Annotated in this window: 11 protein-coding genes and 1 pseudogene; 5 read left to right on the forward strand and 7 right to left on the reverse strand. The window is 27.8% G+C overall.

From position 1 onward, the window contains the following. Positions 1 to 455 precede the first annotated feature (455 nt). The 4 genes from B2W91_RS18535 to B2W91_RS18550 all read left to right on the forward strand — a co-directional run bounded on the left by B2W91_RS18535 (position 456) and on the right by B2W91_RS18550 (position 4,976). Positions 456 to 1,424, forward strand: coding sequence for a fused DSP-PTPase phosphatase/NAD kinase-like protein (locus B2W91_RS18535; RefSeq protein WP_291583618.1), 969 nt, complete (start codon positions 456 to 458; stop codon positions 1,422 to 1,424). Between the two features lie 5 nt (positions 1,425 to 1,429). Further along, a complete protein-coding gene (locus tag B2W91_RS18540) occupies positions 1,430 to 3,046 on the forward strand; it encodes a GxGYxYP domain-containing protein (RefSeq protein WP_291583621.1) in 1,617 nt (538 codons plus the stop codon). 484 nt (positions 3,047 to 3,530) lie between these two features. Continuing rightward, positions 3,531 to 4,556, forward strand: a complete 1,026-nt coding sequence (locus tag B2W91_RS18545; RefSeq protein WP_291583623.1) for a branched-chain amino acid aminotransferase — start codon at positions 3,531 to 3,533, stop codon at positions 4,554 to 4,556. A 270-nt stretch (positions 4,557 to 4,826) separates the two neighbouring features. Then, a complete protein-coding gene (locus B2W91_RS18550) occupies positions 4,827 to 4,976 on the forward strand; it encodes a polynucleotide phosphorylase (protein ID WP_291583625.1) in 150 nt (49 codons plus the stop codon). Positions 4,977 to 5,280: 304 nt separating this feature from the next. Here B2W91_RS18550 and B2W91_RS18555 read toward each other — a convergent pair whose 3' ends face one another. From B2W91_RS18555 to B2W91_RS18585, 7 genes and pseudogenes are all read right to left on the reverse strand, one after another. Further along, positions 5,281 to 5,961: a Crp/Fnr family transcriptional regulator gene (locus tag B2W91_RS18555; RefSeq protein WP_291583627.1), complete on the reverse strand. Its 681-nt coding sequence runs from the start codon at positions 5,959 to 5,961 to the stop codon at positions 5,281 to 5,283. Between the two features lie 336 nt (positions 5,962 to 6,297). Continuing rightward, positions 6,298 to 7,440, reverse strand: coding sequence for a hypothetical protein (locus tag B2W91_RS18560; RefSeq protein ID WP_291583629.1), 1,143 nt, complete (start codon positions 7,438 to 7,440; stop codon positions 6,298 to 6,300). A 272-nt stretch (positions 7,441 to 7,712) separates the two neighbouring features. Further along, a complete protein-coding gene (locus tag B2W91_RS18565; protein WP_291583632.1) occupies positions 7,713 to 8,990 on the reverse strand; it encodes an ABC transporter permease subunit in 1,278 nt (425 codons plus the stop codon). Between the two features lie 6 nt (positions 8,991 to 8,996). Beyond that, positions 8,997 to 9,877 (reverse strand): annotated as a pseudogene (locus B2W91_RS18570) (ABC transporter ATP-binding protein). A gap of 2 nt (positions 9,878 to 9,879) precedes the next feature. Then, positions 9,880 to 10,641, reverse strand: coding sequence for a hypothetical protein (locus tag B2W91_RS18575; protein WP_291583633.1), 762 nt, complete (start codon positions 10,639 to 10,641; stop codon positions 9,880 to 9,882). Further along, complete coding sequence (locus B2W91_RS18580; protein ID WP_291583635.1) at positions 10,634 to 11,188, reverse strand: RNA polymerase sigma factor; 555 nt, start codon at positions 11,186 to 11,188, stop codon at positions 10,634 to 10,636. The genes B2W91_RS18575 and B2W91_RS18580 overlap by 8 nt, the downstream gene beginning before the upstream one ends. 730 nt (positions 11,189 to 11,918) lie before the next feature. Beyond that, entirely contained in the window at positions 11,919 to 12,806 is an 888-nt protein-coding gene (locus tag B2W91_RS18585) for a LysR family transcriptional regulator (protein WP_291583637.1), read from the reverse strand. A 129-nt stretch (positions 12,807 to 12,935) separates the two neighbouring features. Here B2W91_RS18585 and B2W91_RS18590 point away from each other — a divergent pair, with 129 nt between their 5' ends. After that, entirely contained in the window at positions 12,936 to 14,312 is a 1,377-nt protein-coding gene (locus B2W91_RS18590; protein ID WP_414633136.1) for an MATE family efflux transporter, read from the forward strand. Positions 14,313 to 14,417: the final 105 nt, after the last annotated feature.

Genomic DNA, 14,417 nt, shown 5'->3' on the forward strand with positions numbered 1-14,417 from the left:
TGTGAATTTAGTAGTATTAGCGACAATACCAATAAATGCTAATTATTTTCAGGGATAGATCAAATATAGAAGTGATACATCTATAGTAGTTTATTCAAAATAATTTTTTCTATTTTATCATAGAATTTATACAACTCACAATGCAAAATTAACAATTACGGTGAAAATTATTTTTAATCAAAATAATTTCTTTAATCTTTTTTTAACTAGCAATAGAATTGCTAGTTTTATGGCGAACACTGTTCGCCGCTACAGTTAGATAATTGAGAATTGACTATGGACAATTGACAATTATAGTTGAAATTAATTCTATAAGAATTAATTTCTTTAACTAATTTTTAACTAGCAATACAATTGCTAGTTTTTTATTGAAAAAGATTGTGAATTGAATAAAACATAGGACAATAGCTTAAATTATATATGTATGTTACTTAATTATTATAACGAGGTGAATAATGATGAAAAAAAGAATTAAAGCAAGTATGTTAGCCTTTCTAATAACATTAATTATGACTATTTCTATTTCCTATTTAGGTAAATCTATAGAAGCTTTTGGATCACCTACTGATGATACAAGTGTAAATCTTGTTATAGATTCTCTTAATATCCACAAACTTCCCAGTCATTTTCGCAAATCTTCAGATAAAGTTAATACTGAAGATAACGAATCTTTAAATCTAACTGGATTAGATACCTTAAATATATCTGGCAGCGAACAATTTTCTGAAAACGGTCTTGCTCTTATAAAAAATTCTATAGGAGCTAGTATGCCTATAGTTGTTGTAGACTTAAGGCAAGAATCTCATGGCTTCATTAATGGTATACCTGTCAGTTGGGCTAATTCAAAAAATAATGCAAATATGGGATTAACAAAAGAGCAAGTTTTAGCTGATGAGCGTAACAGGCTACAAAGCATTAAATTACATGAGCCTCTAGTTCTTCACGGCCATCATGGTAAAACAGTAATACCAACAAAAGTCCAAGATGAAAGAGAGCTTGTCAAATCTCAATTAATGTCATATGTACGTATTCCCGTTACCGATGGTAAATTGCCTACAGATGATATGGTTGACTATTTTGTAGAGTTAGTGAATTCACAACCTAAAGATTCTTGGGTACATTTTCACTGCAAACAAGGCATAGGAAGAACAACTACTTTTATGATTATGTATGACATCATGAAAAACTCTAAAGAAGTAAACTTAGATGATATTGTTAAAAGACAAGTATTATTATCAAATATGAGCCCCACTAGTGCACAAGGATTTTACAATGAAGAAAGAAAAAATTTTCTTACCAACTTCTATAATTATTCTAAAGAAAATAATGATAACTTTAAAACTAAATGGTCTGAGTGGAAGAAAAATTCATCTACCAATAGTGCAATGATTAATGAATTATATGTTATGGATTTAGGAGCGTAATTCCTATGAAATCAAAAAAACTATTAAATAAATTTCTTATATTATTTGTTTTTTCTATAATAGTTCTTAATATATTTGTGTTATCAAATAATGTCTATGGGAGTAGCTCTTATTACATAAAAAATTCAAAAAAACCAAAATATCTTTACGTTGTAGATCAAAATAATATGACTAATGCAGAAAATACAATGATAGTTACGCTTCAAGGATTGGTATCTAACCGTTCAACTTCACAAATTTATACTTTAAATTCAAATGAGCCTGATTATAAAATATGGCTTGATGACTTAAAAAATAATTATGGAGTTAACTATGAGATTGTTACAGATCCATGGAAACTATTAGATACATTTAAATCTTATATAGATGGATATGTACTTTACAGCGATAAGATAGAAAAAGACCCTTCAATAAATAATGCTTGTTCTTTAGCGTCCCTAAAAAGAAGTTTAGTTGTTGAGGAATCTCTTGAAGCTAAAGTGAGATCTCACGGTATAAAAAGCTTTCAAGGAGATTGCAGGAACACAGACAAATACTGGGCTTATAATAACTTATGGAATTCTGGGCTAAATCATTCAATTGTTATCCAGTTATCTCCAGATAAATCTGCTCCATTACGTGATTATGCAATAATGACAAAATCTCTAGTATTTTTCGAAGATGACTCCTATGATTTTCCACTTAGTAATGTGATATTTGATTCGATGGATGATGATTCCATATCTTTAGGCTGGGGAGCAGATGAACATACTAACGTAAGCATTGCTTCAAAATATGGCGTAAGTGTAGTTGCTGCAGATTGGTCTTATAATTTAACTACATTAAGCGCTTTCCCATCATTACCTATAGCTCAGAAAAAACAAGCTTCTCCTCCTGTAGAAAATGATGTACATTATGTTACATTTATTATGTCTGATGGTGATAATCAACAATGGAATCTCGGTAGTAATTATGGTTCTCCAAAGTGGTATGGCTCTCCTTATAGAGGAAACTTTAATATGGGATGGTCTATGACTCCTTCTATGTATTATCTAGCTCCTACAGTCTTAGACTTATATTACAAAAATGCTAGTAATGGAAAAAATAATGATACTTTCATCGTATCTCCCTCTGGAAATGGCTATATGTATCCTAGCCAGTTTCCTACTACAGCACTAGATTCTGATGTAAAAAGATTAAATAATTATATGAAAAAAGTTGATCAAAAATACGTGGCTATAATCGACGATGATTCCTTTTATAAAACTAGTCTTTGGGATAAATATACTAAAGAGTCTAATATTCAAGGATTATTTTATCTTAACTATCATAAGCACAATGATTATCATGGAGAAATTATATGGTCCAATAACAAACCCATAGTATCCTGTAGAGATTTACTCTGGGCAGGTCTTCAAGATGAGAATATGTTAGTTTCAGAAATTAACAATAGAATAAATCTAGGGAATACGAATGTCCATGAAACAGCTGCATACTCCTTTGTGTACGTACATGCTTGGAGTAAAGATATGAGTAGTATTGAAAGCGTTGTGAATGAATTAAATAAAAATCCTAAGGTAAGAATAGTTACTCCAGAAGGATTTATGACTCTAATAAATAGAAATCTTAAAAAAGATAGATAGACTATCTATAGGGTTCCACAATGAAAATTTAACATATGCATGATTTTAATTTCCATAGCAAAAATTCTTTTCTATGAATGAAAAATNNGAATTTCATCCTAAATTCTTCATTCTTAATTATTAATCCTTAATTTCTAAGGATCTAAGCTATTTTTATAGAAAATTTATTTTCTATAATATATTTTAAGTTTTCGTGTTGTATCCCTATAGTAATGCCATCTATCTTTTTTATTTATTTTTCATAATTATATTAAAATTACAAGCTATTATATGTATTAAAAGATTACAATATTAACAGAGATTAAAATTTTATTTTCTTTTTTCAAAAACTTAATATTATTCGAACTATTCAAAGAAAAACTATGATTTAATTTCTTCTTATGGCCAATATTAGCTTAATTCTGATTAGACATATATAAATTTGCGTGTTAATATAAAATTATAGAACATAATTTTAGGATATAATTAATTAGGAGGAATTTCTATGGATAAAGCTTTAAACATTGATTGGAGCAAATTAGGATTTGCTTATATTAAAACAGATTTTCGTTATATTTCAAAATGGAAAGATGGAAAATGGGATCAAGGAGAACTTGTTCAAGACAACAAACTTTCTATAAGTGAAGCTTCTACAGCACTTCATTATGGACAACAATGTTTTGAAGGATTAAAAGCTTATAGAACAAAAAGTGGTAAAATTCAGTTATTTAGAGCAGATGAAAATGCTAAAAGAATGAATAGAAGCTGTAAACGTTTGCTAATGCCTGAGATTCCAGAGGAACAATTTATTGATGCATGTATTCAAGTAGTTAAAGCAAATGAAGCTTATGTTCCACCTTATGGTACAGGTGCAACTTTATATCTTAGACCTTTTTTAATAGGTGTTGGAGATAATTTAGGTGTTAAGCCCGCTCCAGAGTATATATTCTGCGTATTTTGTTCACCAGTTGGACCATACTTTAAAGGCGGAATGAATCCTGTAAACTTTGTTGTTACAGAATATGATAGAGCAGCTCCACTTGGAACAGGCGCTGCTAAAGTTGGTGGAAACTATGCTGGAAGCCTACTTCCTCATGATGACGTAGTAAAAAAAGGATTTGCAGACTGTATTTATCTTGATCCAGCAACTCATACAAAAATAGAAGAAGTTGGAGCAGCTAATTTCTTTGCAATTACAAAAGATAATAAGTTTGTTACTCCAAAATCACCATCAATTCTTCCTAGTATAACTAAATATTCTTTAATGCATGTTGCTAAAGAATACTTAGGAATGGATGTAGAAGAAAGAGATGTTTTAATTAATAATTTAGACGAATTTGAAGAAGCTGGTGCTTGTGGTACAGCAGCAGTTATAACACCTATTGGTGGAATTGAATATAAAGGAAAAATGCATACTTTCTATAGTCAAACAGAAGTAGGTCCTAAGACTAAAAAACTTTATGATACACTTTATGGAATTCAATTTGGTGAGGTTAAAGCACCAGAAGGTTGGATTTTTAATGTACTATAATATATAGACATGATATTAGAAAAACTAATTTATATATAATATTACTTATCACTTTGATGTTATAACTTAAAATAATTCACACTGTCAAATTCATAATTTATGATGGAAGTTAATCCAATTAGGATTAATTTCCATCATATTTTTTTACTAATAATATAATTAGTAATTGCTGCAAAAAATTAATATGTCACCTCAATAATAAATTAGTACAAAATCTACCACACATATTTACAAAGTCCGCTGGAGATAACTAAGTATGAGGTGATAAATATGATGAATAACAATACTTCCAACTCCTCTAATGACATTAAATACGCAGATTTACATGAGCCAGAAGAAAAAAGACTTAAAGAAATAGAACAACAATTCAATAGTGAATTTGGAACTGAATACTACTTAATGGTTATGAAAAAATCTTAAACTTAAGAAAGCTATTGATAATTACTATATCAATAGCTCTCTTAAGTTTTTTAATGTAACATTCCTAAAAAATTTAACTTTTATAACCTTTTTAATATAAACGTTATTTTATATACTAAAACTCCACTAATATACTAAAACTCCACTAATATACTTGTAGATTAGATAATTATATATAATAAGAAAGCCTACTGCAAATTTCGACTTTGTTTTAATAATATTTAAGAGAATTAGACAATTTCACTAGCTTTTTAATTTATTATTCCTATAATCGAATAAAATGTAAACTTTGATTTAGCTTTTATTACCATTGTATATTTATTGACAAATCTTCTAGCTTCTCTTTATTTAAAATACATATAGTTGACCTATATTTACTTATAATTTTCTCCTCAGACAGATCTTTTATAATTCTACTTAGATGTCTAGGACTACACCCTAAGTTAAAGGCTGTATCAGATAAATTAAACTTTTCTATTTTATACTCATTTTCTGGAAGCACAGTAACTAAGTAAGTAGCAAATCTATTTATCAAAGGATACAACATACTATGAAACAATTCTCTACAGGTCTTTGATAATTTTTTACTTAAAAATTTGCAAACTGATTTATAAAACTCAACATCCTCAGATAAATGTAGTAAAACATCTTTAATTGAAATTCCAATTAGAACAGTTTTTCCTACAGCTTCCACATTGTGCTGATAACTTAGTTTTTCTAATAGCTCTAAATCTCCTAACATATCTAGTGGATTTGAAAAATCTAATAAAAATATTTTTCCATTCTCCGTTAGCGAATATACTTTTGTTTTTCCTTCTACTAGAAAGTATATATAATCAATCTTCTCTCCGCATCTATATATAATTTCTCCTTTGCGAAAAACATGCAATTGCATATATTTAGTCATATCCTTTTCAAATAAACTATAAATATTAAATTTTTCAATATAAAAATTTAGCTTTTCATTATCTTTTAATATTTCCATAGCTATCACCATTCTTATTATAAATTACTTTTTTATTATAGTGTCGGACATATATCATTGTCTTTAATAAGGTATTTTAATCAATTGAGTAATGAAATTAATTTTAGACAATTAATTAATAAACACTATAATATTACCATATTAACTAATAGTTTAAGATTTAATTATATAATTATCTATAACTAAATATAAATTTCTTAGATATAAAATAATTTCTAGAAACTAATGATTTTATAAACTTTTATTTATAGGCTTAAAAAAATAAAGCAATCTTACATATATTTAGTTAAGATTGCTTTATCTAAAAAAACTATTTATTATATATTACTACAAAGTTTAATTAAGAATATCTAATTTCTTTTCTTTTTTCCATCTTATTGTTATAAGTATTATTCCAATAATAATCAAAGAAAAGTAAATTATAGGTATGAAATATTTAGGTAGATAAATATCTGTAATCCTACCTATAATACGTGGAAGGAACTCACTAATAATAAAAATTATAGGTACCTGCACTCCAATTAAAGTTATATAATTGTTTACCATACTTGATATAAACATTACTATTAATCCAATAACAAAGCTCAATATATATACAGCTATTACTGTAATAACTATATACTGTATAAATGTTAAATCATACCAAGATAAATAGCTAGCAAAAATTGAATTTATATCATAATTAAAAAACATTTTTGTATTGTTAAATGAGTAAATTATAAAAAAACAAAGTAATTGTATAGTTGTTATTATAAAAGAAGCTATTAATCCAGAAACTATCTTCTTTTTAAACAAACCTCTTCCAGTTTTAGATGTATATTGGATAAGATTCACTTTATTCAACTTATCTTTTAAGAAGATAGGTGATATCATGAAGATTATACTTATTATTACTAACATAGCTACATATTTTATTAAAGCATTATAATTGTAAAGAATTAGATAAGGAAAAATAGATTGATAACTTCCACTATCCACTATTTCCTTGATTCGTTTTTCTTGTTTCTCATTTATTTTCTCATATCCACCTCTTATCCATTCTTCTTTGTTTTCATAAATTTCTATCATGTGCCCTCTAGTTTGTAACTGCCAAAATATATCTACATTGTCTTCATGAAAAACATAACTACGCAAATTATATAGCTTCTCTATACCCGAATCCATATTTTGAAAGCTCTCATAGGTGGTTATGCCTTCATCCACAAATTCTTTCTTTGATTGAAGATATCTATCTGCCTCTTCTACTTGCTTACTATAAGTATCTTTGAAATGTATAAATTCCTTTTCATCCATTTTTTCTCCATAATTATTTATCATTTCGACACTTACATTATAGTAATCTAATTCCGATCTTCCGTTTGGAAAATGCTCTATATAAAAACTAATAAATAGAAAATACATTATTATACTGATAACTATAAGTACAAATACCATCTTTAGGCTGAATATTTTCTTTATTTCATTTAAAACTACTTTCATTTATATCCTCCCACTTATACGATTGAAAATTGACAATGGATAATTGACAATTATGGACATTTCTCAGTTATCACTGAGAAATGTAAAATTAATTCTTTTTTTGAAGTTACACAGTAACTTTGTATGAAAAATTAGCAATTATATTGCTAGACAAAAAAATCTATTCAAAGAAATTATTTTGCCTAAAAATAATTTCCTCCTTAATTGTACATTATGCATTATTCTAAGTTGTGCATCGATAAAGTTCTCCATTGATAAGTCTTTAATATAATTTATTCACATATACTTTCTCTTTTAAATCTTTTAATGCATAAGGTACATAGGATTATTAATAATAGGGACCATGCACCAACTGTAATTATTTCATAATATTTAAATACCGTAAATATACCATTTCCCATAAACCATAAAAAAGGATTTAGAATAAGACAAAAAGGTGTAAATCCAGTAATAAAAATAGCATTAGAACTGGTTGGCATAAATCCTGGCATCAATATACTTCCTCCAAAGATTATGGCAAATATAAAAAATACAATATAACTATTTTTTATAAATTTTGATATTACAAAAGCAATGCCAACAAAAAGTAATTCACATATATAAACTACCCCAATAGCAGAAAGTAAATATTGAACAAAAGACATATTCCACCATGATATATAAGGTAATTTATCTTCCCAGTTAAAAGCAGTACTTATTGAAACATTCCAAAGTCCTGAATAATCAAATAAGATAAAATAAGCAAGCAAAGTAATCCCCATAATCATAGTTGTAACTATTATAGAGGAAATTATTGAAGCAAATAGCTTGTCCATAATAATCTTTCTTCCCCTTTTAGATGAGTATGCTAAGTGATGAGTAATGTTTTCAAACTCATAGTTAACTAAATAAGCTGTAATTAGGACAACTAATATCATTATTTCAAAAATAATACTCTTAAATAGGGTTTTAAATAGAAAAGAATGGGTTCCATAAATTTCTCCCATAAAAAACAGGTTTTTATGTTCTCCATTTTCTTTTAATTTTTCAAATCTGTACCCTAATTTTTTATATTCATTTCTTAAAGTATCAGCAGCTTTTCCACTGAGTCTAGCTGAATTTATACCACTCTCCGCAATATCCATTGTATCAATGGTACTATATCTTTCATCAATATTTTTTATAGATTGGTGATATACTTCTACAATACTCAACTCACTGATAAATTTTTTCTCCTCTTCGTTATAAATATCTCCCTTATAACCCTGTGGTGAATATTCATTATCCTTAAAAAGTTCTAATACACTTTCATAGCTTTTAGAAGTTTTTTTAGAAGTAATTTCATTCATCTTATTTAACTCATCATTATAATAATTATCAAACTCATTGACCATTTCATCGTTAATTTCATATCCAAACTTATCTACAATTTTATTTAAAACCTTAAGTTCATGTCTAAAATATCCATTATTGAATATAATAAAAAGATTAAAGGCTATAAATACCCCCAAAAGTGATAGTATTATAGGAGATGTAATTGCCTTTTTAAGCTCGTACATTTTTATCTTCATAAATACCTACACCCCCTCTAATGGCTCATCTCTATATTCATAAAGAAATACATCTTCTAAGCTTGGAGTAACAGCCTTCCATGTACTATCAGGTTTTTCTTTACATATAAACCTTACCTTCATCTTACCTTCTTCCTGTTTTTCCGATAATGAAAAATACTGTTTTCTGAAATTATGAGCAGCCTCAAAATCGATCTCTGTTTCATATACCATCCCTTGAATGTTTTTGCATATATTATTAATACTGTCCTTATAAAGTATTTTTTTGTCCTTTATCATAACAATTTCATTAGCTATTGATTCAACATCAGATACTATATGAGTTGAGAGNNGAGAATAACTATCCTATCCCTTGATAACTCAGTAAGTAAATTTCTAAAACGAACCCTCTCTTTTGGATCTAAACCAGCAGTAGGTTCATCTAATATAAGAATTTTAGGATCATTAAGCATTGCTTGAGCTATGCCTACTCTCTGAATCATCCCACCAGAAAATTTTCTCATCTTTTTATTAGCTACATCTTCAAGAGCAACTAATTTCAAAAGTTCTTCTATTCTTTTCTTAGCAACATTATTATCTATACCTTTTAGCGCAGCTAAATAAAGTAAATATTGTTTTGGACTATAGTTTTTATAATATCCAAATTCTTGAGGTAAATAACCTAATATATCACGATAATTATCATCCATTTTCACTATATCTGTCCCATTATAAAGGATTTCCCCTTTATTAGGAAAAATTAGTGTGGTTAGCATTTTTATCAATGTGGTTTTTCCTGCCCCATTTGGTGCTAATAGTCCATATACCCCATTTGCAAACTCAAGATTAATATTTTTAAGCACAGAAAAATTTCCATAGCTTTTGGTAACATTGTTTACTACTAACATTTTTAAAACACTCCTTTTATAGTTCTAAAAGTAATAAGCTTTTTTAAACTTTTTATGTAACTACAACCACAGGCAATTATTACAATTAAATACACGTATGTGGGTATATTCATAAGAAATTTATTGTAAAAATTCATATTAAGTATACTTAATGATAAATTTATAAATATCCATCCTCCAATTACAAAGTACTTTGTAAAGCTTGAACCTGTTTTAGTTATTAAATATAAAAAAACAGTAGAAAATAAAAATAATGCTGTAACTGAAATCATAAATCCCCTTAGAAAGCTTATTTGTTTATAGGCAATAAAAATTCCATATATATATATTCCATTAGCTACAATGCAAATAATACTGAATATAAGCATTCTCAATGCTGCTAATTGATATATATTATATTTACATACCATCTCTATTTCATAGGTGCCCTTTTGCTTTGTATTAACAAAAGAAAACAATGACATAATTAAATATAATATTGGAGAAATCATAAATATAAGAGAATATATTACCTCATATTTCATATCTGGATTCTTGCTAATACCTACAGTAAGAGAAATTAATACAGGTAATATTAATATTATAAGAAAACTAATTTCCCCTATATCGTGAAACAGATGCTTAAAGCCAATCTGCCTATACATATTTTTTAGATATGTATAAAATGATTCTTTGGACTTAATCCCCTTATTTATAATAGTTTTAATTTGAGCTTCTATTTCTAAGTCATCAGGCATTTCTATATGAAACTTCTCCTTATTCATATTGGGCCTCCTTTAATATTTTTCTTATTTTCTTAAGGGTTGCATAGTACTTAGTTTTAACAGTAGATTCTGGTATTTGTACTATATTTGATATGTCTAAGAATGTACTCTCCCCAAAGATTTTTAATCTAAATATTTGTTGTGTTATCCCATCAAACTTATTTACTATATCAATAATTCTTTGAGCATCTTCTCTATACTCTATATTAATTGTAAAATCTTCCTCATCACATATATCATAATCCTCAATTGTAACCGCTATACTGTTGTATCTATAGTACTTAGACCGATAGTAATCCACTACTCGATTAGTGGCTATTTTATACAACCAGGTTCTAAAAGAAGCTTTTTTCCCCTCATAGTTATTTATTGATTGCAACATACTTATAAATATTTCTTGCGTTAAATCCATAGATAGCTCTTTATTAATTGTTTGCTTATATACATATGCATATATTTCCTTATAATATATAGAAATAAGCTCATTTGCTGCAGCTTTGCTTGACTTCAACTTAATTTCCTTTATCAATCGTTTTTCTTTATCCATATTTCACCACTTACTTAACTATTTTCACGAAAATGATCAGTGAGACTTTTTTTCATATTCCTTATATAAATTTAATATCTTAAAATGTAGCTTATAATTCTGTATAGATGCTTATCTGAGTATTCAATTTACAACTTAGTTCAATTCACAATGCAAAATTCACAATTGTGGATATTTCTCAGCAAAAGCTAAGAAATTTAGAATTAATTAACTGTAGCGAAGAACAGTGTTCTCCACAAAAGCCAAATTAGCTTCTATTATCAAATATTGAACAGACATGGGGACGGTTCATTACAAATTATAAAATGAAAATTATTAAAAGGAATAAACCGTCCCTTATTCTTGGTTATCTTCATTAATATTGGTTAAATTTATTATTATCGTTGCGAACTATACTGCACCTCAGGGGAACCCTAAAGGGCTTCACTACTGTTCCCCAGAGGTGATACTAGCAATTATTTTAATGCATATAAGCCTTAGGTTGGGTACATCTATATATTCGTAATGGTATTATAAATAGTTTTAATTTGTTTAAACTTTTATTTAATAAATAAAAAATAACGCCACCAGTTATTTACTGTTGACGTTAATATTGTAACTATTTTGACTATAACTTATTCTACTATAGAGCCCTAGATAATAAGGAATGATATATGGCGAACACTGTTCGCCGCCATAGTTAATCAATTTTGAATTGTGGATTGTGCATTGATAAACTTCTCCATTGGTTTTATATATTATCAGAATACATCTCTTTTAAAAGCTTAATAAAATTTTTAGATGTCTTGGATAAATAATGATCTTTTAACCAAATTAAGCCTGATGATGCAGTAAATTTATCGTCATCAATTTCATAGCTCCGTACATCATATCCTTTATGGATTTTAAGGATAGATTCAGGAATAATGGTGGCACCAAAGCCTGACGATACTAATTCTAATAAAACTAATATGTCAGAGCACTCACATATTATATTTACATTTAAATCACGATGTAAAAATGGTTCTAAAATCATATTATATAGACCTAATCCTTCGGTACTCGGTACTATAAGTGGATACTTCTGTATTTGTTCATAAGATATCTTTTGCGAAGGTAGCATTATTTTATTTGACGTTACAAAACAAAATTTTTCTGATTTAAAATGAAAAACAGAAAAATCTTTTACTTCAACTGGCATTCTAACAATAGCCAATTCAATAGCTCGTTCTTTTAGTAGTTTGCATAGCTGCCCTGATTCATTTTGTTGAATTTTATAAGATACATAAGGGTATCTCTCTTGAAAAATGTTAAGTAACGTAGATAATTTATAATATGATAATGTATTTACACCAATTAATAACTTACCTCTTACACCACTTCCTATTTCTTTAATCTCAATATTGGATTCTTCCATAAGATTTACTATATTTAAAGCATTTTTGTAAAGTGCTTTTCCAGCATCAGTGAGCTCAAGAAATTTTCCATTTTTGCTAACTAGCTTAACCCCAGCTTCCTCCTCCATAGCACTTAGTTGCTGACTTAAAGGAGGTTGAGTCATGTGAAGTTTTTTAGCAGCAGCAGTAATTTGCCTTTCTTCAGCAATAGCAATGAAATATCTTAATTGTCTAATATCCATAATTGTATCTCCCATTTTACATATGAGAAACATATGTAATTCAAATAAAAATAATATTTTCCCTATATCCATTTATATGTTACCATAAATTTGGTATTTGAATATAATTTTATTTTAATATGAAGGAGTATGTTCGCTATGGTAATGGATATGAAAAAAGGAAATCCAACAAAGCTTATATTAAACTTTGCTTTTCCAATGCTTATTGGAAACATATTTCAGCAAGTATATAATATGGTTGATTCTATTGTAGTTGGCAGATTTGTAGGTAAAAATGCCCTTGCTGCTGTTGGTTCATCTTTTTCCCTTATGAACTTTATTACTTTATTAATAATTGGATTATGTATGGGAAGTTCTATTGTGATTTCTCAATATTTTGGTGCTGAAGACTACGAAGGTTTAAAACGTGTAGTTTCAACATCTTTTATTTTTATGTTTATATTTACTGTACTTTTATCAATTTTAACATTTTTATTTACGAAACCTCTTTTAATGTTGATTAAAACTCCAGTTGAAATATTAGAAGACTCTACTTCTTATCTTCAGATTGTTTTTGCTGGATTAATATTTACATTTTTATATAATGCATCTGCATCACTGCTAAGGGCATTAGGTGATTCAAAAACATCTTTATATTTTTTAGTTATTGCTTGTATTATCAATATTGTATTAGATCTTGTATTTGTTTTAAATTTTAAAATGGGCGTTGCAGGGGTTGCATATGCTACGGTTATAGCTCAAGCCGTTGCCTCAATTTTAAGCTTAATATACGTCTTTTCAAAAGTTCCCCTACTAAGAATGAAGAAAAAAGAATTTGTATTTGATCATACAATTTTTCCAGTTATAGCGAAGTATAGCTTTTTAACTTCTATACAACAGTCTATTATGTCTATAGGTATGGTAGCTGTGCAAGGTCTTGTTAACACATTCGGTGCAGATGTAATAGCAGCCTTTACTGCTGCTGGAAAGGTTGATTCATTTGCATATCTCCCTGTTCAAGATTTTGGTAATGCCTTTTCAACTTATGTAGCTCAAAACGTAGGAGCAGGTAAAAAAGAAAGAGTACATGAAGGGGTAAAATCTGCTGTTAAAATAATTATTGTTTTCTGCATTATTTCATCTATTTTGATTTTAATGTCATCCGAATACCTCATGAAAATATTCGTTGACTCAAGTGAAGTAAAAGTAATAGAAACTGGTATTGAGTATATATCTATAGTTGGTATATTTTATATGCTAATTGGGTTTCTTTTTATGTTCTATGGTTTCTTTAGAGGAGTAGGTAATATTGCAATGTCTGTAGTATTAACAATAGTATCTCTTGGTACTCGTGTATTAATGGCATACTCTCTTTCTTCTATTTCATATATTGGACAAAAAGGTATTTGGTGGTCTATACCTATTGGATGGATTTTAGCCGATATCCTTGGATTTATAACTTATAAAAAAGGTAAGTGGCAAAATAATATTATTAATTTAAAAGACAAAATAGCTAGAGAAATTTAATAACATTGCATATCTCCACAGTATTAGTATAAATTCACTAGTTTTTGCTCCAAACTATACTGCACCCTTATACAATTGAGAATTGACGATTGACAATGGACAATT

The sequence above is a fragment of the Clostridium sp. UBA6640 genome (genome assembly GCF_002455975.1).
GTDB lineage: Bacteria > Bacillota > Clostridia > Clostridiales > Clostridiaceae > Clostridium_J.

Excerpts from the sequence above, each read along its gene's own strand:
- B2W91_RS18535 (WP_291583618.1), top strand. The coding sequence starts at position 456 with ATGATGAAAAAAAGAATTAAAGCAAGTATGTTAGCCTTTCTAATAACA.
- B2W91_RS18540 (WP_291583621.1), top strand. The coding sequence starts at position 1,430 with ATGAAATCAAAAAAACTATTAAATAAATTTCTTATATTATTTGTTTTT.
- B2W91_RS18545 (WP_291583623.1), top strand. The coding sequence starts at position 3,531 with ATGGATAAAGCTTTAAACATTGATTGGAGCAAATTAGGATTTGCTTAT.
- B2W91_RS18550 (WP_291583625.1), top strand. The coding sequence starts at position 4,827 with ATGATGAATAACAATACTTCCAACTCCTCTAATGACATTAAATACGCA.
- B2W91_RS18555 (WP_291583627.1), bottom strand. The coding sequence starts at position 5,961 with ATGGAAATATTAAAAGATAATGAAAAGCTAAATTTTTATATTGAAAAA.
- B2W91_RS18560 (WP_291583629.1), bottom strand. The coding sequence starts at position 7,440 with ATGAAAGTAGTTTTAAATGAAATAAAGAAAATATTCAGCCTAAAGATG.
- B2W91_RS18565 (WP_291583632.1), bottom strand. The coding sequence starts at position 8,990 with ATGAAGATAAAAATGTACGAGCTTAAAAAGGCAATTACATCTCCTATA.
- B2W91_RS18575 (WP_291583633.1), bottom strand. The coding sequence starts at position 10,641 with ATGAATAAGGAGAAGTTTCATATAGAAATGCCTGATGACTTAGAAATA.
- B2W91_RS18580 (WP_291583635.1), bottom strand. The coding sequence starts at position 11,188 with ATGGATAAAGAAAAACGATTGATAAAGGAAATTAAGTTGAAGTCAAGC.
- B2W91_RS18585 (WP_291583637.1), bottom strand. The coding sequence starts at position 12,806 with ATGGATATTAGACAATTAAGATATTTCATTGCTATTGCTGAAGAAAGG.
- B2W91_RS18590 (WP_414633136.1), top strand. The coding sequence starts at position 12,936 with ATGTTCGCTATGGTAATGGATATGAAAAAAGGAAATCCAACAAAGCTT.